Genomic DNA, 21,471 nt, shown 5'->3' with positions numbered 1-21,471 from the left:
GCGGAGAACAAGATGAAAATTACCGTTATTGGCGGGGGAAGCAGTTATACCCCGGAGTTGATTGAAGGATTGATTGAACGCCATGCTTCACTGCCAATGGCGGAACTGGCATTGGTGGATGTAGAAGCGGGTCGCGAGAAAGTCGATATTATTGCCGCCCTCGCCCGTCGCATGCTCGACAGAAATGGTCTGGAGTCCGTCAAGGTATCCGTACATTTTGACGCTGACGAAGCCATCAAAGGTTCCAGTTTTGTCTTAACGCAGCTGCGCGTGGGGCAACTTCCCGCCCGCGCCGCCGATGAACGCCTGGGTTTAAGCCACAAGCTTCTCGGCCAGGAAACCACGGGGGTTGGCGGTTTTGCGAAAGCGTTGCGCACCATTCCCGTGATGCTCGATATTGCCCACCGCGTGGAGCGTCTCGCCCCGGATGCGTGGATTATCAACTTCACCAATCCGGCCGGCATTGTGACCGAAGCGGTATCACGTTATAGCAAAGCAAAAATCATCGGTCTGTGTAATGTGCCGGTGACAATGCACCATATGATTGCCGACATGCTAAAACTGCCTCATGACAAAGTTTCGCTCCGTTTTGTGGGCCTGAATCATATGGTTTGGGTGCATAAAGTGTTGGCAAACGGACGCGATGCCACCGACGAAGTTATTGAAATGCTGTGCGATGGCGAGCAGCTTTCCATGAACAACATTAAAGCGATTCCGTGGCCTGCGGATTTGCTGCGCGCACTAGGCGCCATTCCCTGCCCTTACCACCGTTACTTCTGGCAAACGCGCACCATGCTGGAAGATGAACTCTCTGATGCCGCTACTAAAGGCACTCGTGCCGAGCTGGTCATGAAGGTGGAAGAGTCACTGTTTAAGCTCTATGCCGATCCAAACCTCGATAAAAAACCGGAAGAACTTAGCCAGCGTGGTGGTTCGTTCTACTCCGAGGTCGCGGTGCAATTGATTAACGCCTTACACAACAATCTCGGTATGGAAATGGTGGTGAATACCGCTAACAACGGTGCCATTCAGGGGTTACCAGACGACGCAGTGATTGAAACCAACTGCCTGATTGACGCCCTTGGCGCACATCCGCTGGCCTTTGGGAAATTACCACTGCTGATGAACGGCCTGACTCAGCAAGTTAAAGATTTTGAACGTTTGACCATTGAAGCGGCGGTTCACGGCGATAAGCAAAAAGCGTTACTGGCATTGGTGGCCAATCCACTGGTCGCTGATGTCAATCTGGCGTCTGCGCTGGTCGATGAAGTGCTAAGTATCAATAAAGCGTGGCTGCCGCAGTTTAACGTTTAAACCAGCGTTGTCGGATGTCGCTACGCTAATCCGACCTACGACTAAATAAAATTATAATTCTACCCAAAATAATTCGAGTTGCAGGAAGGCGGCCAGCCCGTAAGTCCCCAGGAGCATAGCTAACTATGTGACTGGCGCGCGCGGGTGCAGCCAACGCACCTACGGCTTGAAGTATGAAGGGTATCCGGGCAGGGGGTGTCTATGAACAAATCTATTATCGAAAAATATGTACTGCCAACCGCGCTAAAAATTGCCGGGCAAAAGCATGTGCTATCGGTGCGTGACGGTATCATTCTGAACATGCCATTTATGTTGATTGGCTCGTTCTTCCTTATTTTTGCTTATCTGCCGATACCGGGTTATGCCCAAATGATGAGCGACTTTTTCGGCCCAACCTGGCAGGAAAAAGTGCTCTATCCGGTTAAGGCGACCTACGACATCATGGCGATTATCTCCGCCTTTGGTATCGCTTATCGCCTGGCAGAAAAGTACCGCACTATCGATCCGTTGACTGCCGGTGCCGTGTCTCTGGTTGCGTTTATCATGACCATTCCGCAGCACATCATGTTTACACCCGCTACGGGCGGTGCGGCACAGTTAGTGAAAGGCGTAATGCCGATGGGGCAAATTGGCAGCCAGGGATTGTTTGTTGCCATCCTTATCGCACTGCTTTCAACCGAAATTTACCGCTTTATCAACAACCGCAATCTGGTTATCCGTATGCCGGAAGGCGTGCCGCCAGCGGTAGCTAAATCCTTCCTTGCATTGATCCCAGGCTTCTGCGTTTTAGCGGTAGTGTTGGCGCTGCGACTGTTGGTTGAGGCAACACCATTTGGCGACATCAATACGATGATTACCGAACTGGTTGGTATCCCTATGAGTCATGTCGGCGGTTCACTGCCAGGTATGATTATCTCGGTATTACTGATTGGTATTCTGTGGATGCTGGGCCTGCATGGCGACACTATCGTACTGGTATTTATCCGTCCGGTCTGGTTGAGCAATATGTCGGAGAACCTCGAAGCATTCCAGAACGGTTTGCCTATTCCGCATATCATCACTCAACAATTTTATGACTTGTGGATTGCCCCTGGCGGCACCGGTGCCCTACTCGGACTGGTGATATTTATGCTGATCCGCAGTCGCAGTGCGCAGATGAAACAATTGGGTAAAATCGCCGCCCCCGGTAGCCTGTTTAACATCAGCGAACCGATGGTATTTGGCATTCCCATTGTGATGAACCCATATCTGGTCGTACCGTTTATTCTTACCCCTGTTGTATTAGTGATTGTTTCTTATATAGCAATGACCACCGGGCTTGTCGCCAAACCTGCGGGTATTGCCTTGCCGTTCACTACACCGATCGTGGTCAGCGGATACCTGGCAACCGGCGGGCATATTTCAGGTTCCGTGCTGCAAATCGTCAATCTCGGGATTTCGCTGGTGATGTATTACCCGTTCTTCCGCATCTGGGATAACCTGAAATATCGTGAAGAACAGGCCAGTAAATCGCAAAAAGAGGCTTCAGTAGCGCCTGTAACAGAGCAAGTAACGTCGTAAACCCGGCGAAGGGTGAATGGTGCCCATTCACCCTTTATCTGCTGTTCTCAGATAAGGTTAGCAATAATCATACTTTTCAATACTGAACAATCTCTTATACATCTATTTTTGAACAAAATTTTTCTTTCCCTAGTTGGCGAGAAATACAGTTCTGAACCATAGTCTAAAGGTAGGGAAAACAATTTATCTACCATAAGCAAAGATGAGGTTCGTCATGAAGATAGCTAAGGGTGTATTGGTAGCGTTAACTTTGGGTGCAGTATCATTCAGTGCATTGTCAGCAGAACTGTTGACGAAAGAAGCCTATAACGACCATAAAGATCAGTATGTAAAAGTAGGTACCATCACCACCAGTGGTGAAATGTCACCATCTGATGCCAAAGCAGAACTCTCCAAGAAAGCCGATGAGCTGGGTGGTCAGTTTTATGTTGTAACTTCTGCAGATACCGAGAATAAAATTCACGGCACCGCAAACGTATACAAGAAGAAATAACCTGTCTTCTAAATGGGCACCCCCTGTGTTGCCCATTTAATAACGCTTCCCTTCACAATAAAGCCAGATAACCTTTCCTACCCAAAATACCCTATACTTTGCCATCCGTACCTGATTGATATACCTGAATAACAAAGGTATCTGGGTTTCTCTGATGTATATATCAACCCGTTTTAGAATTGTGATTCATCTGTGCGCTTTTTTAGTTGTTCTCTACAGCCTGACGATGATCCCGCCAATGTTGCTGGCTTTAATTGAAAAAGAACGCAGCCTGTTCGGTTTTCTTTATACCTTTCTCATCACTTTTACACTGGGAAGCCTGGCCTGGGTGATGACTGGCCGGTCTAATATTCAACTCGAAACCCGCGATGGCTTTATTATCATCGTTTTGTTTTGGCTGCTTTTTTCAGTAATCAGCGCCATGCCGCTGTGGCTGGATGACAGCTATAACGTATCTTTAGCTGATGCCATGTTTGAGGGGGTTTCGGGGATAACGACTACCGGAGCCACTGTTTTTAACGATGTCTCCCTATTACCAAAATCAATCCTCTATTACCGCGCCCAGCTCAACTTTATCGGCGGCCTCGGTGTCATCGTGCTTGCTGTGGCAGTATTGCCGCTTCTGGGTATTGGGGGAATGAAGCTTTATCAATCCGAAATGCCCGGGCCATTTAAAGAAGAGCGCCTTACGCCACGTCTTGCTGATACTGCCAAAAGTTTGTGGCTGACTTACTTGCTGCTGGGTGCTGCCTGCACAATTGCCTACAAACTTGCCGGAATGCCGTTCTTTGATGCGCTTTGTCATGGCCTTTCCACCGTCTCATTAGGTGGCTTTTCTACACGCACCGAAAGTATCGGCTTTTACAACAGCTATGCTATTGAGCTTGTCGCCGGGGCTTTTTCATTGCTCTCAGCCATCAACTTCACCCTCTATTTTGTCGCCCTGGCACGTCGCAGTATTAAGCCGTTTCTCAAGAGTGCGGAGTTGCGATTCTTCCTGATGGTCGCAAGCATTGTGATTTTAATCATCACACTGGAAGTCTGGCGCGCAGGAATGTACGCCCTACCCGCCTCGTTCGTTCATGCCTTTTTCCTGACCAGTTCAATGATTACCGATAACGGCCTTTCAACCAGCGATTACGCTTCCTGGCCGGTACACACTATTGTTCTGCTGCTGTCCGCCAGTTTCTTTGGCGGATGTGTAGGGTCAACCTGTGGCGGGATCAAAGCGCTGCGCTTCCTGGTGTTATTTAAGCAAACCCGCCATGAAGTACATCAACTGGCACACCCGCGCGCCATCATGAGTATTCGGATTGGTAACTCGCCCGTTAACGACAGAGTGCTGCGTTCCGTGTGGAGTTTTTTCTTCCTCTATGTCGTGTGCACCTGCTTTTTTATCTGGATGCTGAATTTGCAGGGATATGACCTGTTAACCTCATTCGCCACCGTAGCGGCCTGTATTAACAACATGGGCTTAGGGTTTGGTGAAACTGCCGCAGGATTTGGTACGTTGAGCGATAGTGCAAAATACTTAATGTGTGCGGCTATGTTATTGGGCCGACTGGAGATCTATCCGGTGTTGATTCTGTTTTCGAGGACGTTCTGGAGGAGCTAATATTCACGTCGCCGCTCATAGAGCGGCTTCTTATTTACATCTCACGCAGTCAATCTGACAGCGTGAGATCAGTAAGCCTAGCTCACTACACGCTAAGTTCACCCCAAACCAGATTCCCTTTATGGAATGTCGCGGTTCGTGGAGAGATACGTGCCACGGCTTCGGCAGAACATGAGGCATCCACCAGCACAAAACTGGCTTCATCCTGCGCTTTTGGCCACACACGCTCGCCTTTGTCATTAAGCGGCAGCACATTTCCTGTGGCAATCGCCAACGAGCGCGAAAGGTTTAGCTCACTCACACGCATATAGAGCTGCGCATAAAGATTAGCTTTTTCCAGCATGTCGCCCAGGCCATACGGCGACCAGTGGTCGATAACGCTGTCGGTGCCGGTCATCACAAACACACCCTTCTCTTGTAGCTGCTTGAGTGGCATATGCATGGTGCCAATCGGTACCGTTGACGCGATAGTAATTTGTTGCGCTGCCATACGCGTAGCAATCGCATCAACTTCTTGTTCGTTCATCATCGCCAGTGCAAAACCGTGGCTGATGGTCAATTTGCCTTTCAGCTCAGGAGTTTTCTCCACCGTTTCCACCATATAATTCACCGCCGCAATGCCCGCCGGACTGGTTTCATGCAGGTGAATATCGACGCCCTTTTTGTAGTCGATGGCTATCTGGAACATGGCATCTAAGGATTTTTCCATCGCCCCATCGACGTTAGTCGGGTCAAGCCCACCCACGTAGTGAGCGCCCGCTTGCATTGCATCGCGCATCAACGCAACGGAGTTCGAGTGCAGCAAACCATGCTGAGGAAACGCGACAATTTCACAGCTAAAACCAGACTTACGGCGTTCCAGAACCGCTTGCAGATTCTCGAGGTTTTTCAGCCCGGAAACTGGCTCAACGTTGCAATGGCTACGAGCTATGGTCGAGCCTTTCGACTGAATCAAATCAATCAGCTTTTCCGCGCGTTCCTGTGTGACCGGTTGTAGTTCCGGCAAGAGTTTTTGCTCGAGCGCAATCATATCCAGAATGGTGGTTCCCGCCGGGCGGTTGTGTACACGCCATGGGCCACCGTAGAAGGTTTTATCAAGATGGATGTGCATATCGCGCATCGCTGGCAGCAGCAGTTTCCCTGACGCATCGTAATGGGCAAGGGTGGCATCGGGATGCTGTTTATTTGCGAGCAGTGCCGCAATTTTGCCGTCTTTAATTTCCAGCGTTTTCAGCTCGGTTTGCGTGCCAACAATAGTCTGCCCGTCGCGGCTAAAACCAGCCTCCAGCAGCACGTTGTCGAGGTAGTAATGGGATTCTTTAATGGCGCTCATGCGGTTGTCCGTTTCACAGGCGATGGAGGCTGGTTTCGCAGCATACGCCATCGAGCCGGTCGCGCCAAAGAGCGCACAGGCCGCCGCCACTTTGCCGCCGCCGCTTAAAAATTCACGGCGGCTTTTTTCTGCATTATTCATTGAGTTCTCCCACTCTTAGTCATTCACAATATGCGTGCCCGTTTCGCCACGCAGGGCGACGGATAATTTTTCCGGGGTGGTGATAATCACGCGCTTGCCGCCGTTGCGCAGGAACGCAAGGCTGGCGGTAATCTTTGGCAGCATGCTGCCAGGCGGGAAGTGGCCTTCATCGCTAAAACGCGCCATCTGTTCAACCGTGACTTCATCGAGTGCTCGTTGTTCTGGTTTGCCAAAGTGAACACACACTTTCTCCACGCCAGTGGTGATCACCAGAATGTCAGCGTTCACTTCGCGGGCCAGCAGCGCCGTTGACAGGTCTTTGTCGATAACCGCATCAACGCTTTGGTAATCCCCCTGCTCGCTGCGAACCACCGGAATGCCACCGCCGCCCGCGCCAATCACCACAAAGCCTTGTTTAATCAGCGCGCTAATCGCATCGGCTTCGACAATCCGTTTCGGTTCCGGCGAGGCCACCACGCGGCGGTATCCGCGCCCGGAATCTTCCACAAACCGCCAGTCCGGGTGCGCCACTTTTAACGCCTCGCACTGTTGTTCGCTAAAGAACGCGCCAATCGGCTTGGTTGGATGGGCGAAATTCGGGTCGTTTTTGTCCACTTCCACTTGGGTTATCACGGTGACCGCTTTTTTGTCTCCGTGTTTCCCCAACTGGTTATTCAGCGCCTGCTGAATCAGGTAGCCGATGCCGCCCTGGGTATCTGCCACACAGTTAGCCAGCGGCGTGAGCGGCAATCCCTCTTTCTCATGGGCGATTTCCGCGCGACGCAGGTCCAGCCCCACCTGTGGGCCGTTGCCGTGCGTCAGCACGATGTCGTAATCCGACGAGAGCATTTCCAGCACCGTCTGGGCCACTTCTTTAACCGCGACTTGCTGATGTTCAACCGACTGGCTGGCGTTATCTTTGATGATGCTGTTGCCGCCAATTGCCACAACCACGAGCTGTTTCATTATTTTTATCCTTGTAGGGCAAAGGCCGGTAGATGCCGCCTGAGGCTTATCCACCCTACAAAACCGTAGGGCGGATAAGTACGCGTCATCCGCCATTTTTTATACCGAGGTCACAACCTCAGAAGCCGCTTCACGGCGGTCGAGCACGTGCTTCACCACAAACATCGCGCCCATCATCAAATACGCGGTGACAAACATCAGCGAACTGCCCTGCGCAAAGCCGACCATCGGCGCGTGAATCACGCCAAACAGTGCCAGCAACGCACCGACAACCGCAGCCACCGCACCGCGTAACGGCTTGTTGATAATCGCGAAGATTGCCACGCAACCCCACAACATGCTGGCGAGCGGTGCACCGTTGCCCAAATGCACCAGTCCCTGGTAAAACACCCCTTTATGCGCCAGCGCTTCCGGGCCGATTTTCGCAGCCGACGTCCCGGCCGCGGCCATCACGCTATTCACCATGGTCAGCGCCCAGTTAGCTATCCACGGGAACAAGCAGATGAAAATAACCGGCACCTCTATTTTCGGTGTCTCTCGCACCACCTGGTTTGCCGTCACCACGCCGATAAACACCAGAATTGGCACAATGGCAGTCATCGGAATAATGGCGAGCATGAATGCACCGAGGCCAAACAGCGGCACGATAAACATGGTGACGCCGGACGCCAACGTGTAGCCGATACTCGCACCCATCGCCTTCCAGCCCGCGTGGCCCACGTACACCGTCACCGGGAACGGGTTGCCCATCAGGCAGCCGAGCGTTGACGCCAGGCCGTTGGTCAGCATCACTTTGCGGGTGTTGTATTCATCCCCCGCCGCGTGGGCGCTTTCGATGTTTTCCAGGTCAAAAATGTAGTTCGCCAGCCCCAACGGAACTGCCGATGCCAGATAAGGCAGCGCGTGCGGCAAGCCTTGCAGGAAGCTATCGACATGAATCGATGGCGGGTTAAAGCCGAATGATGACATCGAGGCTTTGATGGCTTCCGGGCTTTGCAGGCCAGAAACCCACGCCAGTGCCGTACCGGCAACCAGCAGTAATAAGCCAGTAGGAATACGGGCAAAAATCGGCTTTTTGCCAAACCAGTTAATGAAAATCAGCAGCAGAACAATGAAAGAAACCGTTGGCGCTTCAAATGCCTGAAGCATCGGGTTCATCGCCAGCAGCAATAAACCTAAGCCCGACAAACACGACAGCAGAACGGTACGCGGGATCATCTTGCGGATGGTTTCGCCAAGGAACGAACCACCCACCAGAATCATCGCTTCAACAAAACACCACACCAGGCCAATCTGAATCGCAAATTCGGCATCACCCGTTTGCTGGTATACCGGCATCAGCACCAAAAACGTCACGGTAAAGATAGACGGCGCACTTGGCCCGGAAGGCAGTGCGGTTACATCTTTTCGCCCTGTCTCTTTCGCCAGTTGCAGGCCAAACCAGGCGTAGCAAATGCTCGCTACCAGCACCGCCAGCCCGAAGGCTGGCGCAATGCGCCCGTAAACAATCTCAGTCGGAATACCCACTACAAAAATGAGTAACCCCATCATGGTCAGCAAGTTGGTCAGGTTGTTGGTCATCAACCCGAAATATGCCGCCCAGTCACCGCGTTTCCACTCAAGCTTAACGTTTGTCATCGGGGTATCCCTCAGAAAGAGTAACGCTCACCAAAGGCGAGCAGAGCCTTCTCAAAACATTCAAACGGCGGATGGACAATCCCGGCGCCAATCATGCCGATGCCCGCATCTTTGTGGGCAATGGCCGTGTTGATCACCGGCAAAATACCGCTGTTGCCCACACGCGTAATATCAATGGCGGTTGGGATGCCCATAAACGACAGCAATGGAATGGTGACGTTCGGGTTTTCGCCCAGCGTGATTTCACGCATCTGGCGTGAGAAATCGATAGCTTCATCCACGGTGCCGCCGACAAGCGCGACAATCGCCGGAGCCGTTGCCATAGCAAAACCGCCGATGCCGTAGGTTTCGGTAATCGCGCTGTCGCCAATATCCAGCCCAGAATCTGCCGGTTTGTAGCCAGCAAACATCGGGCCGATCACCTGCTGCGCCGGGCCGGTAAACCACTGCCCCGGCAAGCCGCTCACGCGCAGGCCAAACTCCACGCCGTTACGCGCCATAGTGGTAACCACCGTGCTGTATTCGATACCGTGCGCCGCGTCCATTGCCGCTTTGCACATCGCCATCCACGTCGGGCCGGAGAAGTAATCGCTGCTGGCGACAAAATCGAACACTTCTTTCTGCTGTGCGACGGTGAAGTTAGTCTGAATAATCCACGGCGTGAGCGCCTGAATCAGCAACGTGGTGCCCGCGTTGTTGCGGTTGTGGCACTCGTCGCCCATATGCAGTGCTTGCGCCAGCATCAAACGCAGGTCGATTTCACCCGCCAGTTTCATCGCATCGCGCAGCATGGGACCAAGCACATCACGCATCCAGAAAAGACGGTCGATCACGCTCTGGTCGTTAGCGCCCATGCGCAAGATCTTCGCCATCTGCTCGCTGAGGTTGGTATATGCGCGGTTGCCGTAGGTTTTGTTCTCGACGATATGCATAAACATTGAGGCAGACGTCACGCCCGCCATAGAACCCACGCAGTCGTGTTCGTGGCATGGTGAGAAGATGATTTCGCCGGAAGCGGCAAGCTGCGCGGCTTCGCCAATGTTCGCCGCCAGCCCTTCAAACACCAGTGCGCCCGTTACCGCGCCTTTCATCGCGCCACACATATCTTCCCAGGCAACAGGCGGGCCGGCGTGAAGAATGGTGTTGCGCATCATGCCCGGAACCACGTTAATCGCCTGGTCGTAACCCACCAGAACAGGCTGTGACTGGATGATGCGCTCAACGGCAAGTTTGTTTGCTGCGGCTACTTTCTCGGCAAGTGCCGGCGCGGCGATGGAATCGAGCGCTTTAACGACAGCTAAATTACCCTGCCCCGGTGGCGTCCAGTCCAGTTGCGTCACAGGAACGCTCTGCTTTTTCAAATCATCGCTGAACATTGCAATGCCGACGTTAATCACATTTAGCGGTTGGTTGAATAAACTCATTGTGCTTTCTCCTTGCAAACAAACTCACGTGCAAGCAAACCGGTGTTGGTGCTACTACTTGCCCAGATAACGCCCGCATCCGTCAGCATTTGGCACTGCTTTTCAAGCGATGGCGTGTCCAAATCGGTGCCCAACACGTAGCCCAGGATTTCCAGGTTACGTTCTTCACGGGCAGCAATGGCTTTCGCTTCTTTGATGGCGTCGAGCATCACACCAACAGGGTCTTCATGGGAGCCAAAGCCCAAGACGAAGTCCATTACGATCACGCCCACTTCCGGGTCACGTGCTTCCTGCAACAGGCGGCTAATACGGTTGGTTGGGTCAATCATCGGATGTGGTTTGCCGTTGGTGAAATCGTCATCGCCAAAATCGAGGAAGGTGTGGGCGACGCTGACATTGACGTCTTTGAGGCGATATTCAGGGTTCGGCTGGATATTGCTGTAGACGTCCGGGTATTTTTCCAGTGCCGCAAACATCGCTTCGTCACACAGCGTGCCGCCGCAGAACAGCGCACGAATGTACTTTTGTTCAGGTTTCATGCGCGCACGGACTTCTTCAATCAGCGGCCAGTTAAGCGGGTGTAAGTCCAGCGACTCTTTTTTGATTCCGGTCAGCAGAACGGCTTTCAGCGCGGCCTCTTTCGTGGCGCGGGCAAACTGCAAACCTGCTTCATCCTCACGTGCTTCTTTAGTGCCGAGGAAGCAAACCACAACCGGTTTGCGGCACGCTTTAGCCCTCTCCAGCACTTTACGGGCTACCGCTTCAGCAGGCGGTTTGGAAACCAGAACAATCACTTCAGTTTGCGCGTCATCTTCCAGCATCTGGATTGCATCGAGCATCATGATGCCGCCGATTTTCTCGCTTAAATCACGCCCACCGGTGCCGATAAGTTGTGAAATTCCACCGCCAAACTCATGGATACGTACGCTCAACTCCTGGCTGCCAGTACCGGACGCACCAATAATGCCAATTGAGCCACGGCGTACCGCGTTACCAAAGCACAGCGCTGCACCGTTGATAATCGCAGTGCCGCAGTCTGGCCCCATCATCAGCAGCCCTTTGCTGTGTGCAAGCTGCTTGAGTGCCAGTTCGTCATCAAGGGAAACGTTGTCGGAAAAGAGCATCACGTTGAGGTCGTTTTCCAGCGCCTGACGTGCTTCACGGGCAGCAAACGCACCATTGACCGAAATCACCGCGAGGTTACTTTCAGGGATATTTTGATGCGCGCTGGAAAGTGTTGCATAACGAGATTCGTGGCGTGAATTGCCGCTGTCTTTGCGGGTGAAGAGCCCTTCAATGGCTTCAAGAGTGGCGTCGTTCGCCGTATCGCTCGCGCCTTTAATCACAATCATCAGGTCGCCATTTTTGGCCTGTTCGAGTTCGTCGTTTAACAGACCGAGGTTTTTTAAAACCCCTTTGTTCATCTCGGTCGCCATCGCGACAAATGCCTGTTCCACACCGTCAAGCTGGTTGGCTTTGGTTGAAATGGACATCAGTGAGACAGAATCAAAATAGGTGTTCTTTTTAATTACAATCCTGGTCGACATAATTTCCTCCGTTAATTTTGGTCAAAGCGAAGGCATCCGCCATGCCGCAAAGCATGTCGCATCCTGAACTCGATCCTATTTTTTTAATTTCGTTAATAGACTGCTGAATATTTTCTAAATCACCATTGACCACCTGATAAATAAAACCATAAATAGTTTCACGATAACGTTGGTCAATAGCTTCACGCAGCGTAATAGCGCTTAGCTGCGTGGTTTTATGTTTTTCTCTCTCGATAGCGACAATAAAAACATCTCTATATTTCCGCGCTGGATGCCCGGTAATAAATAAAACAGCACTCAGGCCCGCCAGATAATCATCACCGGATGGTGTTAGTCCAATACCTAAACCCAGCAATCCACTTATTCCTTTTTCAATCCCAGAGCAATTCCCTGTATTTAGCGCTGATATAAGCTGCTTTCGGTGTAATTGCAGCAGGCGGCTCATTTCGTGGTAGAAAATATTATCGCCATGAAAATAAAATAGTGACGAACTTTGTATGACACTGGCCTGTGTCATTTGCGCAAGATGTTGCCAATCAATCTGTTTTATTCGTGTGTGGCTTAGAAAAAACGCTTCCGGTTGCCAGCGTGTACAGCGCGAGAAATCGATGCGTTTATCTGTGCCAATATCAATGCCGTTACTGTGAAAACTAACCCGTTCACCGGGCTTAAAGTGGTTCTGACAATGCTCTACTGCTAAACGACAGCTATTTGGTGCGTTATCACAATCAGTACTGAGCAAAGTGAAGATCTGTTGCCTTTCAGGGAGGTGAATATTCACCGCCCGGTCAAACACCTGCTCAACATAACCTGTTGTATCACCGTATAAATCCGGGGCGAAAAAAGCGCTATCTGCCGTTTGTGCAAAAAGGCACTGCCGCTGAAGATATCCGGCGATAGTGCATCTCCTATGTTTTACGCGCCGGCATTTACCAGCAGTTCGGCAATCTCGTGATAGCCTTTTTCACGCGCAAGAGACAGTGGGGATTTGCCATATTTATCGGTCATGTGCGGGTTGGCACCGTGATCCAGCAGCAGTTTGACGATCTCTTGCTGTTTCGCCCCACCATCATTGAGCACAATGGCTTCAAGCAATGGCGTCCAACCAACAAAATTAGTGTGGTTAACGTTAATTTCGGTGCGTGTAACCAATTCACGGACAATTTCAACATGTCCTTTTTCGCTGGCAGGGGTAATTCCCACGCCACCAAAGCGGGATAAACAATTCAGATCGGGATTTGCCGGTAATATCAAACGTAATAATGTCAGGTCGTTATTAAGACAACTCAGTAAGAAGGGGTTGAAACAGGTTTGGTCTTGCTTATTAATATCGGCACCGGCGGCAATTAAATATTCCACACAGTCATATTTTTTGTGCAGGCTGGCGAGGGTAATTGCCGTACGCCCCTGACGATTAGTGGCGTTAATATCCACGCCATCGCTAAGGCATTGTTTTAGGTTTTCCAGATGCCCCTGCTCTGCTGCACTTAGAAATTCTGCAATAAATTCTTTCTGAGACATATCCATACTCCCATACTTTGCTATTTCTGATGAATTGAGAATAGCAACACTATGGCCGCTTTAACATCCGTTTAAAAATCATTCATCGTTAATGACAGCATTGTTGAATAGCATTCAACAATGTGAGAAAAATGTGGTTCAGCGCAATCTTTTACCTATGATAAAACGGCTTTCGACAACCGTTAGCCTCAACTGGCAGTAACCACGTGAAGCCTTGTCAAAAGCGGGTTAAAGCAGATTTGAGAAGTGTGATGCTCTTCAAATTAGTTGTAACAGCAGTGTTAAATATGGTTCAAGGCAAAAGTGTGGATCATAAGGAATACAAATACATTCAACAATCGAGTTGGACAGCTGTCGGATGACGCTGCCGCTTATCCAACCTACGGGAGTAGCACATGAATTCCATTTTTACCGAAGAGAACCTGCTGGCGTTCACCACCGCCGCGCGGCTTTCAAGTTTCAGCAAGGCTGCGGTCGAACTGGATGTCACGACTTCTGCCATCAGCTACACCATTAAGCGGATTGAGACGTACCTTGATGTGGTGCTGTTTGTGCGCAATACCCGCAGTATTGAACTGACCGAATCTGGCTTCTATTTCTATCGCAAAGCAACCGAACTGCTTAACGATTTCCACGCTATCAAACGCGGTGTCGATACCATCTCGCAAGGAATCGAGGTTAAGGTACGCATCTGTATCAACCAACTGCTTTACACCCCGCGCCACACAGCAAAGCTGCTGCAAATACTGAAAAAGCAGTTCCCCACCTGCCTGATAACCGTCACCACCGAGGTATATAACGGCGTGTGGGACGCCATTATTAATAACCAGGCCAACATCGCCATTGGTGCGCCAGATACATTGCTCGACGGTGGTGGGATTGATTACACGGAGATCGGCGCGATTCACTGGCAGTTTGCTATCGCCCCAACCCACCCGCTGGCATTTATGCCGGAACCCATTTCTGAAAGCCAGCTGCGCCTGTACCCCAATATCATGGTGGAAGACACAGCATCAACACTGAATAAAAAGGTGGGATGGCTGCTGCATGGGCAAGAAGCGATTCTGGTGCCAGACTTCAACACCAAGTGCCAGTGCCAGATTCTGGGAGAAGGTGTTGGTTTTTTACCCAGCTATATGGTGCGCGAGGCTCAGGATAGCGGCCTGCTGGTGACACGCCAGATTAACAACCCGCGCCAGGATTCACGCATGCTGCTGGCGACCCAACACGCCGCCACCGGCCAGGTAACCCGTTGGATTAAAAAACAGTTTGCGCCGGGCGGGTTACTGGCAGAGATTTATGGGGATTTGTTGCACCGGGAGTAAAAGGGATAAATCCACAAACTAATAATGGTTACTGATTTCCCCTTCCTTCTACTCCTTAAGTAGCGGTTCGCTACCCAATGATTAGCGAATTGATTTTGCTCAATATCCGCTCTGCCTCAGTTGCTATTTTCGCCGCCATTCATACGTCATAACAATGAGGTTACGATGGACGTCAGTCGCAGAAAATTTTTTAAAATCTGTGCCGGCGGGATGGCAGGGACTACCGCCGCAGTTCTGGGATTTTCTCCCAAAGCGGCACTTGCCGAGGTGCGCAACTTTAAGCTTTTGCGCGCCAAAGAAACCCGCAATACCTGTACATACTGCTCCGTAGGCTGTGGTTTGCTGATGTATAGCCTGGGCGATGGCTCGAAAAACGCGAAATCCAGCATTTTCCATATTGAAGGTGACCCGGACCATCCGGTGAACCGTGGGGCGCTATGCCCGAAAGGCGCTGGCCTGCTGGATTACATCCACAGCGAAAGCCGCCTGCGTTACCCGGAATACCGCGCGCCAGGCTCTGATAAATGGCAGCGTATTAGCTGGGAAGACGCGTTCTCGCGCATTTCTCGCCTGATGAAAAATGACCGCGACGCCAACTTCGTTGAGAAGAACGAGCAGGATGTGACGGTCAACCGCTGGCTCTCCACCGGCATGTTGTGCGCCTCGGCGGCCAGCAATGAAACCGGCATGTTGACGCAGAAATTTGTCCGTTCACTGGGCATGTTAGCGGTAGATAACCAGGCGCGCGTCTGACACGGACCAACGGTAGCAAGTCTTGCTCCAACATTTGGTCGCGGTGCGATGACCAACCACTGGGTTGATATCAAAAACGCCAACGTTGTGATGGTGATGGGCGGCAATGCTGCTGAAGCGCATCCGGTGGGTTTCCGCTGGGCGATGGAAGCCAAAAATAACAACGACGCCACGCTGATTGTGGTCGATCCGCGCTTTACCCGCACCGCTTCGGTGGCGGATATTTACGCGCCAATCCGCTCCGGCACCGACATTACTTTCCTGTCGGGCGTTCTGCTGTACCTGATTTCCAATAACAAAATCAACGCCGAATACGTTAAGCATTACACCAACGCCAGCCTGCTGGTGCGCGATGATTTTAGCTTTGATGACGGCCTGTTTAGCGGCTACATTGAGTCCAAACGCCAGTACGACAAAACCAGTTGGAACTATCAGTTCGATGAAAACGGCTATGCGAAACGCGACGATACGCTCAGTGACCCGCGCTGCGTGTGGAACCTGCTCAAAGAGCACGTTTCCCGCTACACGCCGGAAATGGTCGAGCATATTTGCGGCACGCCGCAGGCCGATTTCCTGAAAGTGTGCGAAGTGTTGGCCTCAACCAGTGCAGCCGACCGCACCACCACTTTCTTGTACGCCCTGGGCTGGACGCAACACACCGTGGGTGCGCAGAACATCCGCACCATGGCGATGATCCAACTGCTGCTCGGCAATATGGGCATGGCGGGCGGCGGCGTGAACGCCTTGCGCGGGCACTCCAACATTCAGGGTTTGACCGATCTTGGCCTGCTGTCCACCAGTCTGCCGGGTTACCTGACGCTGCCGTCAGAAAAACACGCTGACCTGCAAACGTATCTCACTGCCAACACGCCAAAAGCCACGTTGCCGGGCCAGGTGAACTATTGGGGTAACTATCCGAAGTTCTTCGTCAGCCTGATGAAAGCGTTTTATGGCGATGATGCGCAAAAGGAAAACAACTGGGGCTACGACTGGCTACCGAAGTGGGACCAGGCCTACGATGTTCTGAAGTATTTCGACATGATGGACCGCAACAAAGTGAGCGGTTACATCTGCCAGGGCTTTAACCCGGTGGCGTCGTTCCCGGATAAAAACAAGATTGTCGCCAGCCTTAGCAAGCTGAAATATCTGGTGATTATCGACCCGCTGGTCACCGAAACGTCTAACTTCTGGCAGAACCACGGCGAGATGAACGACGTGAATCCGGCGGAGATTCAGACCGAAGTGTTCCGCCTGCCGTCGACCTGTTTTGCTGAAGAAGACGGCTCGATTGCCAACTCCGGGCGCTGGTTGCAGTGGCACTGGAAAGGTGCGGACGCGCCGGGCGAAGCCCGTACCGACGGTGAAATTCTGGCGGGGATTTATCACAACATCCGCGAGCTTTATCGCAGCGAAGGCGGTAAAGGTGCCGAACCATTGTTAAAAATGGGCTGGCATTACGAGCAGCCAGACCATCCAGAATCCGAAGAAGTTGCCAAAGAGAACAACGGCTACGCGCTGGAAGATTTGTTCGATGCCAACGGTAATTTGCTGGCGAAGAAAGGCCAGCTTCTGGACTCGTTTGCCCTGATGCGCGACGACGGTTCCACGTCTTCTGCCTGCTGGATTTACGCCGGAAGCTGGACGGCGAAAGGCAACCAGATGGCGAACCGCGATAACGCCGATCCATCAGGCCTGGGTAACACGCTGGGCTGGGCCTGGGCGTGGCCGCTCAACCGCCGCATTATCTACAACCGCGCGTCTGCCGATCCTCAGGGCAAACCGTGGGACCCGAAACGCATGTTGATTCAGTGGAACGGCGCGAAGTGGGTTGGCAACGATATCCCGGACTACAACACTGCCCCACCGGGCAGCGGCGTGGGGCCGTTTATCATGCAGCCAGAAGGTTTAGGCCGCCTGTTTGCCATCGACAAAATGGCGGAAGGCCCATTCCCTGAGCATTACGAACCGTTTGAAACGCCGCTGGGTACTAACCCGCTGCACCCAAATGTAGTCTCGAACCCGGCGGCACGCCTGTATGAAGCAGACGCTAAACGCATGGGCAAACGCGAGCAGTTCCCGTATGTCGGCACCACTTATCGTCTGACCGAGCACTTCCACACCTGGACCAAGCACTCACGGCTTAACGCGATTGCGCAGCCCGAGCAGTTTGTGGAAATCAGTGAGAAGCTTGCGAAAGCCAAAGGTATTGCCAACGGCGACCACGTGAAAGTCAGCAGCAAGCGCGGGTTTATTCGCGCCGTTGCGGTGGTCACGCAGCGCCTGCAAACGCTGAACGCAGGCGGGCAGGAAGTGGAAACCGTCGGTATTCCGCTGCACTGGGGCTTTGAAGGTACGGCACGTAAAGGCTATCTCGCCAACACGCTGACGCCGTCCGTCGGTGACGCTAACTCGCAGACGCCAGAGTACAAGGCGTTTCTGGTCAACATTGAGAAGGCGTAAGGAGCGAACTCATGTCCATGCAATCTCAGGATATTATCAAGCGTTCGGCTACCAACGGCTTTACGCCGCCGCCGCAGGCTCGTGACTTCAAAGAAGAAGTCGCCAAGCTGATTGACGTCTCAAGCTGTATCGGCTGCAAAGCCTGCCAGGTCGCCTGTTCGGAGTGGAACGACATCCGCGATGAAGTCGGTCATTGCGTCGGAGTTTACGATAACCCCGCCGATTTGAGCGCCAAATCCTGGACGTTAATGCGCTTTAGCGAAACCACGCAAAACGGCAAGCTGGAGTGGCTTATCCGCAAGGATGGCTGCATGCACTGCGAAGATCCGGGCTGTCTGAAAGCCTGCCCGTCTGCGGGTGCCATCATCCAGTACGCTAACGGGATCGTCGATTTTCAGTCGGAACACTGTATTGGCTGCGGGTATTGCATCGCCGGGTGCCCGTTCAATATTCCACGCCTGAATAAAGACGATAACCGCGTCTACAAATGCACGCTATGTGTCGATCGCGTCAGCGTGGGTCAGGAACCGGCCTGCGTGAAAACCTGCCCGACGGGTGCCATTCATTTTGGCACCAAAAAGGAGATGTTAGACGTTGCCGACGAGCGCGTAGCGAAGCTGCAAAAGCGCGGCTACCCGCACGCGGGCGTTTACAACCCGCAGGGCGTCGGCGGTACACACGTGATGTACGTGCTGCACCACGCCGACCAGCCGGAGCTGTACCACAATCTGCCGAAAGATCCGCAAATCGACGTGCCGATTAACCTGTGGAAAGGGATCCTCAAACCGCTGTCGGCGGCGGGCTTTATCGCCACCTTCGCCGGGCTGATTTTCCATTACATCGGTATCGGGCCGAACGAAGAGGTGAATGAAGACGAGGAGGAACATCATGATTAAGCAGAGCAAATCGATTGTCAGGACGAAATTTATCGACCGCGCCTGTCACTGGACGGTGGTAATTTGCTTCTTCCTGGTGTCGCTTTCTGGTATTGCGCTGTTCTTCCCGACGCTGCAATGGCTGACGGAAACCTTCGGCACGCCGCAGATGGGGCGTATCCTGCACCCGTTCTTTGGGGTGCTGATTTTCGTGGCGCTGATGTTTATGTTTGTGCGTTTCGTGCATCACAATATCCCGGAAAAGCAGGACTGGCCGTGGGTGAAAAATATTGTCGAAGTGCTGAAGGGCAACGAGCATAAAGTCGCGGATGTCGGCAAATATAACGCCGGGCAGAAGATGATGTTCTGGACCATTATGAGCATGATTTTCGTGCTGCTGGTAACCGGTGTAATTATCTGGCGGCCTTATTTCGCCTCATTCTTTCCCATCAAACTGGTGCGTTACAGCCTGCTGATTCACGCCACCGTCGCCATCATTTTGATTCACGCCATTCTGATTCATATGTATATGGCGTTCTGGGTGAAGGGGTCGATTAAAGGGATGATCGTCGGCAAAGTCAGCCGCCGCTGGGCACAGAAGCATCATCCACGCTGGTATCGTGCGGTTCTGGCGAAAGAAGCGAAGAAAGAGAGTACTGAAGGGTTGTAGTGCTCTGCCCTGATTTCCCCGGTGCATTTGTGCCGGGGATTTGAATCAGCGGTTATTTTCCCGGACAATGCGCTTTTGGCTCTGTTTAAACCTTATCCGGCATAATCATAATGATGAAACACCCTCTCGAAACCTTGATAAGCGCTGGCAGTATTTTGCTGCTGGCGTTTTTTTCCTGCCTGCTGCTTCCGGCCCCGGCGCTGACCGTTGAACTGGCGCAAAAGCTCATCACGATGTTCCATCTGCTGGATATGAACCAGCTTTACACCATTATTTTCTGCCTGTGGTTCCTGGCTTTGGGTGCAATTGAATACTTCGTGATTCGCTTTATCTGGAAGCGCTGGTTTTCGATTGACCGTGATTGATAAGATTATTTGTGTCGGTTGACGCTACGCTTAACCGACCTACAAAGCCTTCTGCAACACAATCGAACGAATATCATTACCCGTCGGCGCTTGATGAATCCGCAGCCCAAACTCGTCAACCACGGCAAATATATGCTCGAAAATATCAGCCTGAATGGCTTCATATTCCAGCCATGCTACGGTGTTAGTAAACGCATAAATCTCTATCGGCAAGCCTTCAGCCCCTGGTGCTAACTGGCGCACCATTAGCGTCATATCCTTACGAATACGTGGATGGTTTTGCAGATATTCAGTGAGATAAACACGGAATGTCCCCACATTGGTCATGCTACGGGCATTGAGCACTGAAACCCCGTCGCTATTATGGGTTCGATTATATTCTTCAATTTCTTTGCTGCGCGAGTCGATATAGGGCTTCAATAATCTCGCATTCATCAAGCGCTGTATTTCATCGGTGGAAAGAAAATGAATACTGGTGGTATCAATATTAATACTGCGCTTAATACGGCGACCACCGGACTGCGACATGCCACTCCAGTTTTTAAAGGCATCAGAAACCAGAGCATAAGTTGGAATAGTGGTAATAGTATTATCCCAGTTACGCACTTTCACGGTAGTCAGGCCAATATCAGTTACCGCACCATCAGCACCAAACTTCGGCATTTCCAGCCAGTCACCCAGCTTTAACATACGGTTTGCCGAGAGCTGTATACCGGCCACCAGCCCAAGAATCGGATCTTTAAATACCAACATTAATACCGCAGCCATTGCACCCAGGCCGCTGATAAGAATCGCAGGAGATTGGCCGATAATTCTGGAAATCATCATGATGCCAATCACCAGGGAGCTAATGAGCTTCACACCCTGGAATATTCCTTTTAGTGGAATATCCGACGTAATAGTAAATTTCTGTGAGAAATTATAAATAACATCCAGCAAGGAGAATAACGACAGTAAGGAATAGAGCATAATCCAAAGCTGTGCGCCGATAATTAATATCTCGCTGGCGTCACTGCCTTTTTGCAGCCACAGCACCGCCTGAATATTAACGATAATCCCTTGCAGGGTTGAAGCAAGCCTATGAAATAGCTTGTTTTCTGTGATAATTTGCAGCCACAAATGCTGACTGGATTGCGCACGTTTCTCAAAAGTGCGCAGTACAACGCGGTGTAGAATAAAATGTACAATTAATGCAAATACAAAAATAATACCCAGAACGACTAATATCGAAGTTGTTGGATCAAGCACAACACCAAAAGTACTTAGAAATGAAACCAAATCTTTCATAATAACTCCTTCCTGAACAACGCATATAATGGAGGGAGATGATTCTTAGTGCAACTTTCAAGGCATTTTAATTCACTGAACATTCTTTACAATATTATCATTGCATTTATGAGTAGCAGCTAATTACCAGTGATAATAATGAGATAAAAACAGTATCTACGCCCGATCATTTCCAGACGGCTGG

Annotated in this window: 17 protein-coding genes; 9 read left to right on the top strand and 8 right to left on the bottom strand. The window is 51.5% G+C overall.

The window, feature by feature from the left end; translation table 11 throughout:
- Positions 1 to 12 precede the first annotated feature (12 nt).
- From LVQ79_RS05745 to LVQ79_RS05730, 4 genes are all read left to right on the top strand, one after another.
- Positions 13 to 1,314, top strand: coding sequence for a 6-phospho-beta-glucosidase (locus LVQ79_RS05745; RefSeq protein WP_232864212.1), 1,302 nt, complete (start codon positions 13 to 15; stop codon positions 1,312 to 1,314).
- Between the two features lie 201 nt (positions 1,315 to 1,515).
- Positions 1,516 to 2,874 carry a PTS cellobiose transporter subunit IIC gene (gene celB / locus LVQ79_RS05740; protein WP_154155287.1) on the top strand — a complete coding sequence of 453 codons (1,359 nt, stop codon included), beginning with the start codon at positions 1,516 to 1,518 and terminating at the stop codon, positions 2,872 to 2,874.
- Between the two features lie 214 nt (positions 2,875 to 3,088).
- Positions 3,089 to 3,367 (top strand): DUF1471 family periplasmic protein YahO, encoded by a 279-nt coding sequence (yahO, locus tag LVQ79_RS05735; protein ID WP_232864211.1) that lies wholly within the window; start codon positions 3,089 to 3,091, stop codon positions 3,365 to 3,367.
- Between the two features lie 154 nt (positions 3,368 to 3,521).
- On the top strand, positions 3,522 to 4,982 hold the full coding sequence (locus tag LVQ79_RS05730) for a TrkH family potassium uptake protein (RefSeq protein WP_154155285.1): 1,461 nt from the start codon (positions 3,522 to 3,524) through the stop codon (positions 4,980 to 4,982).
- 85 nt (positions 4,983 to 5,067) lie between these two features.
- Here the strand turns inward: LVQ79_RS05730 and LVQ79_RS05725 are convergent, their stop codons facing one another.
- The 7 genes from LVQ79_RS05725 to LVQ79_RS05695 all read right to left on the bottom strand — a co-directional run bounded on the left by LVQ79_RS05725 (position 5,068) and on the right by LVQ79_RS05695 (position 13,552).
- The gene (locus LVQ79_RS05725; RefSeq protein ID WP_232864210.1) at positions 5,068 to 6,456 is read right to left on the bottom strand and encodes an amidohydrolase family protein; all 1,389 of its coding nucleotides are present in this window, start codon (positions 6,454 to 6,456) and stop codon (positions 5,068 to 5,070) included.
- Between the two features lie 15 nt (positions 6,457 to 6,471).
- The gene (locus tag LVQ79_RS05720) at positions 6,472 to 7,422 is read right to left on the bottom strand and encodes a carbamate kinase family protein (RefSeq protein ID WP_232864209.1); all 951 of its coding nucleotides are present in this window, start codon (positions 7,420 to 7,422) and stop codon (positions 6,472 to 6,474) included.
- Positions 7,423 to 7,521: 99 nt separating this feature from the next.
- Positions 7,522 to 9,060, bottom strand: a complete 1,539-nt coding sequence (locus LVQ79_RS05715) for a xanthine permease (RefSeq protein WP_154155278.1) — start codon at positions 9,058 to 9,060, stop codon at positions 7,522 to 7,524.
- A gap of 11 nt (positions 9,061 to 9,071) precedes the next feature.
- Positions 9,072 to 10,484 carry a YlbE family protein gene (locus LVQ79_RS05710; protein WP_232864208.1) on the bottom strand — a complete coding sequence of 471 codons (1,413 nt, stop codon included), beginning with the start codon at positions 10,482 to 10,484 and terminating at the stop codon, positions 9,072 to 9,074.
- Positions 10,481 to 12,031, bottom strand: coding sequence for an acyl-CoA synthetase FdrA (gene fdrA, locus LVQ79_RS05705; protein ID WP_232864207.1), 1,551 nt, complete (start codon positions 12,029 to 12,031; stop codon positions 10,481 to 10,483). Before fdrA ends, LVQ79_RS05710 begins: the two co-directional genes overlap by 4 nt.
- A complete protein-coding gene (locus LVQ79_RS05700) occupies positions 12,009 to 12,929 on the bottom strand; it encodes an oxamate carbamoyltransferase subunit AllH family protein (RefSeq protein ID WP_502258308.1) in 921 nt (306 codons plus the stop codon). Before LVQ79_RS05700 ends, fdrA begins: the two co-directional genes overlap by 23 nt.
- Positions 12,930 to 12,946: 17 nt before the next feature.
- On the bottom strand, positions 12,947 to 13,552 hold the full coding sequence (locus tag LVQ79_RS05695; protein WP_232864205.1) for an ankyrin repeat domain-containing protein: 606 nt from the start codon (positions 13,550 to 13,552) through the stop codon (positions 12,947 to 12,949).
- Between the two features lie 395 nt (positions 13,553 to 13,947).
- Here LVQ79_RS05695 and LVQ79_RS05690 point away from each other — a divergent pair, with 395 nt between their 5' ends.
- From LVQ79_RS05690 to LVQ79_RS05670, 5 genes are all read left to right on the top strand, one after another.
- Positions 13,948 to 14,877: a LysR substrate-binding domain-containing protein gene (locus LVQ79_RS05690; RefSeq protein ID WP_232864204.1), complete on the top strand. Its 930-nt coding sequence runs from the start codon at positions 13,948 to 13,950 to the stop codon at positions 14,875 to 14,877.
- 165 nt (positions 14,878 to 15,042) lie between these two features.
- Positions 15,043 to 18,090, top strand: coding sequence for a formate dehydrogenase-N subunit alpha (gene fdnG, locus LVQ79_RS05685; RefSeq protein ID WP_232864203.1), 3,048 nt, complete (start codon positions 15,043 to 15,045; stop codon positions 18,088 to 18,090).
- An 11-nt stretch (positions 18,091 to 18,101) separates the two neighbouring features.
- Positions 18,102 to 18,986, top strand: a complete 885-nt coding sequence (fdxH, locus tag LVQ79_RS05680) for a formate dehydrogenase subunit beta (RefSeq protein ID WP_232864202.1) — start codon at positions 18,102 to 18,104, stop codon at positions 18,984 to 18,986.
- Positions 18,982 to 19,635, top strand: coding sequence for a formate dehydrogenase-N subunit gamma (fdnI, locus tag LVQ79_RS05675; protein ID WP_232864290.1), 654 nt, complete (start codon positions 18,982 to 18,984; stop codon positions 19,633 to 19,635). The genes fdxH and fdnI overlap by 5 nt, the downstream gene beginning before the upstream one ends.
- 113 nt (positions 19,636 to 19,748) lie before the next feature.
- The gene (locus LVQ79_RS05670) at positions 19,749 to 20,000 is read left to right on the top strand and encodes a DUF1158 domain-containing protein (RefSeq protein WP_232864289.1); all 252 of its coding nucleotides are present in this window, start codon (positions 19,749 to 19,751) and stop codon (positions 19,998 to 20,000) included.
- Between the two features lie 39 nt (positions 20,001 to 20,039).
- Here the strand turns inward: LVQ79_RS05670 and LVQ79_RS05665 are convergent, their stop codons facing one another.
- The gene (locus tag LVQ79_RS05665) at positions 20,040 to 21,287 is read right to left on the bottom strand and encodes a mechanosensitive ion channel family protein (RefSeq protein WP_232864201.1); all 1,248 of its coding nucleotides are present in this window, start codon (positions 21,285 to 21,287) and stop codon (positions 20,040 to 20,042) included.
- Between the last annotated feature and the right edge of the window lie 184 nt (positions 21,288 to 21,471).

This window comes from Buttiauxella cochleicola (assembly GCF_021282405.1).
Classification (GTDB): domain Bacteria; phylum Pseudomonadota; class Gammaproteobacteria; order Enterobacterales; family Enterobacteriaceae; genus Buttiauxella; species Buttiauxella massiliensis.
Note: the sequence above shows the minus strand (reverse complement) of the source record. Positions and strands in the feature narration are given on the sequence as shown.

Coding starts and splice junctions, on each gene's coding strand:
- LVQ79_RS05745 (WP_232864212.1), top strand. CDS start 13: ATGAAAATTACCGTTATTGGCGGGGGAAGCAGTTATACCCCGGAGTTG.
- celB (WP_154155287.1), top strand. CDS start 1,516: ATGAACAAATCTATTATCGAAAAATATGTACTGCCAACCGCGCTAAAA.
- yahO (WP_232864211.1), top strand. CDS start 3,089: ATGAAGATAGCTAAGGGTGTATTGGTAGCGTTAACTTTGGGTGCAGTA.
- LVQ79_RS05730 (WP_154155285.1), top strand. CDS start 3,522: ATGTATATATCAACCCGTTTTAGAATTGTGATTCATCTGTGCGCTTTT.
- LVQ79_RS05725 (WP_232864210.1), bottom strand. CDS start 6,456: ATGAATAATGCAGAAAAAAGCCGCCGTGAATTTTTAAGCGGCGGCGGC.
- LVQ79_RS05720 (WP_232864209.1), bottom strand. CDS start 7,422: ATGAAACAGCTCGTGGTTGTGGCAATTGGCGGCAACAGCATCATCAAA.
- LVQ79_RS05715 (WP_154155278.1), bottom strand. CDS start 9,060: ATGACAAACGTTAAGCTTGAGTGGAAACGCGGTGACTGGGCGGCATAT.
- LVQ79_RS05710 (WP_232864208.1), bottom strand. CDS start 10,484: ATGAGTTTATTCAACCAACCGCTAAATGTGATTAACGTCGGCATTGCA.
- fdrA (WP_232864207.1), bottom strand. CDS start 12,031: ATGTCGACCAGGATTGTAATTAAAAAGAACACCTATTTTGATTCTGTC.
- LVQ79_RS05695 (WP_232864205.1), bottom strand. CDS start 13,552: ATGTCTCAGAAAGAATTTATTGCAGAATTTCTAAGTGCAGCAGAGCAG.
- LVQ79_RS05690 (WP_232864204.1), top strand. CDS start 13,948: ATGAATTCCATTTTTACCGAAGAGAACCTGCTGGCGTTCACCACCGCC.
- fdxH (WP_232864202.1), top strand. CDS start 18,102: ATGTCCATGCAATCTCAGGATATTATCAAGCGTTCGGCTACCAACGGC.
- LVQ79_RS05670 (WP_232864289.1), top strand. CDS start 19,749: ATGAAACACCCTCTCGAAACCTTGATAAGCGCTGGCAGTATTTTGCTG.
- LVQ79_RS05665 (WP_232864201.1), bottom strand. CDS start 21,287: ATGAAAGATTTGGTTTCATTTCTAAGTACTTTTGGTGTTGTGCTTGAT.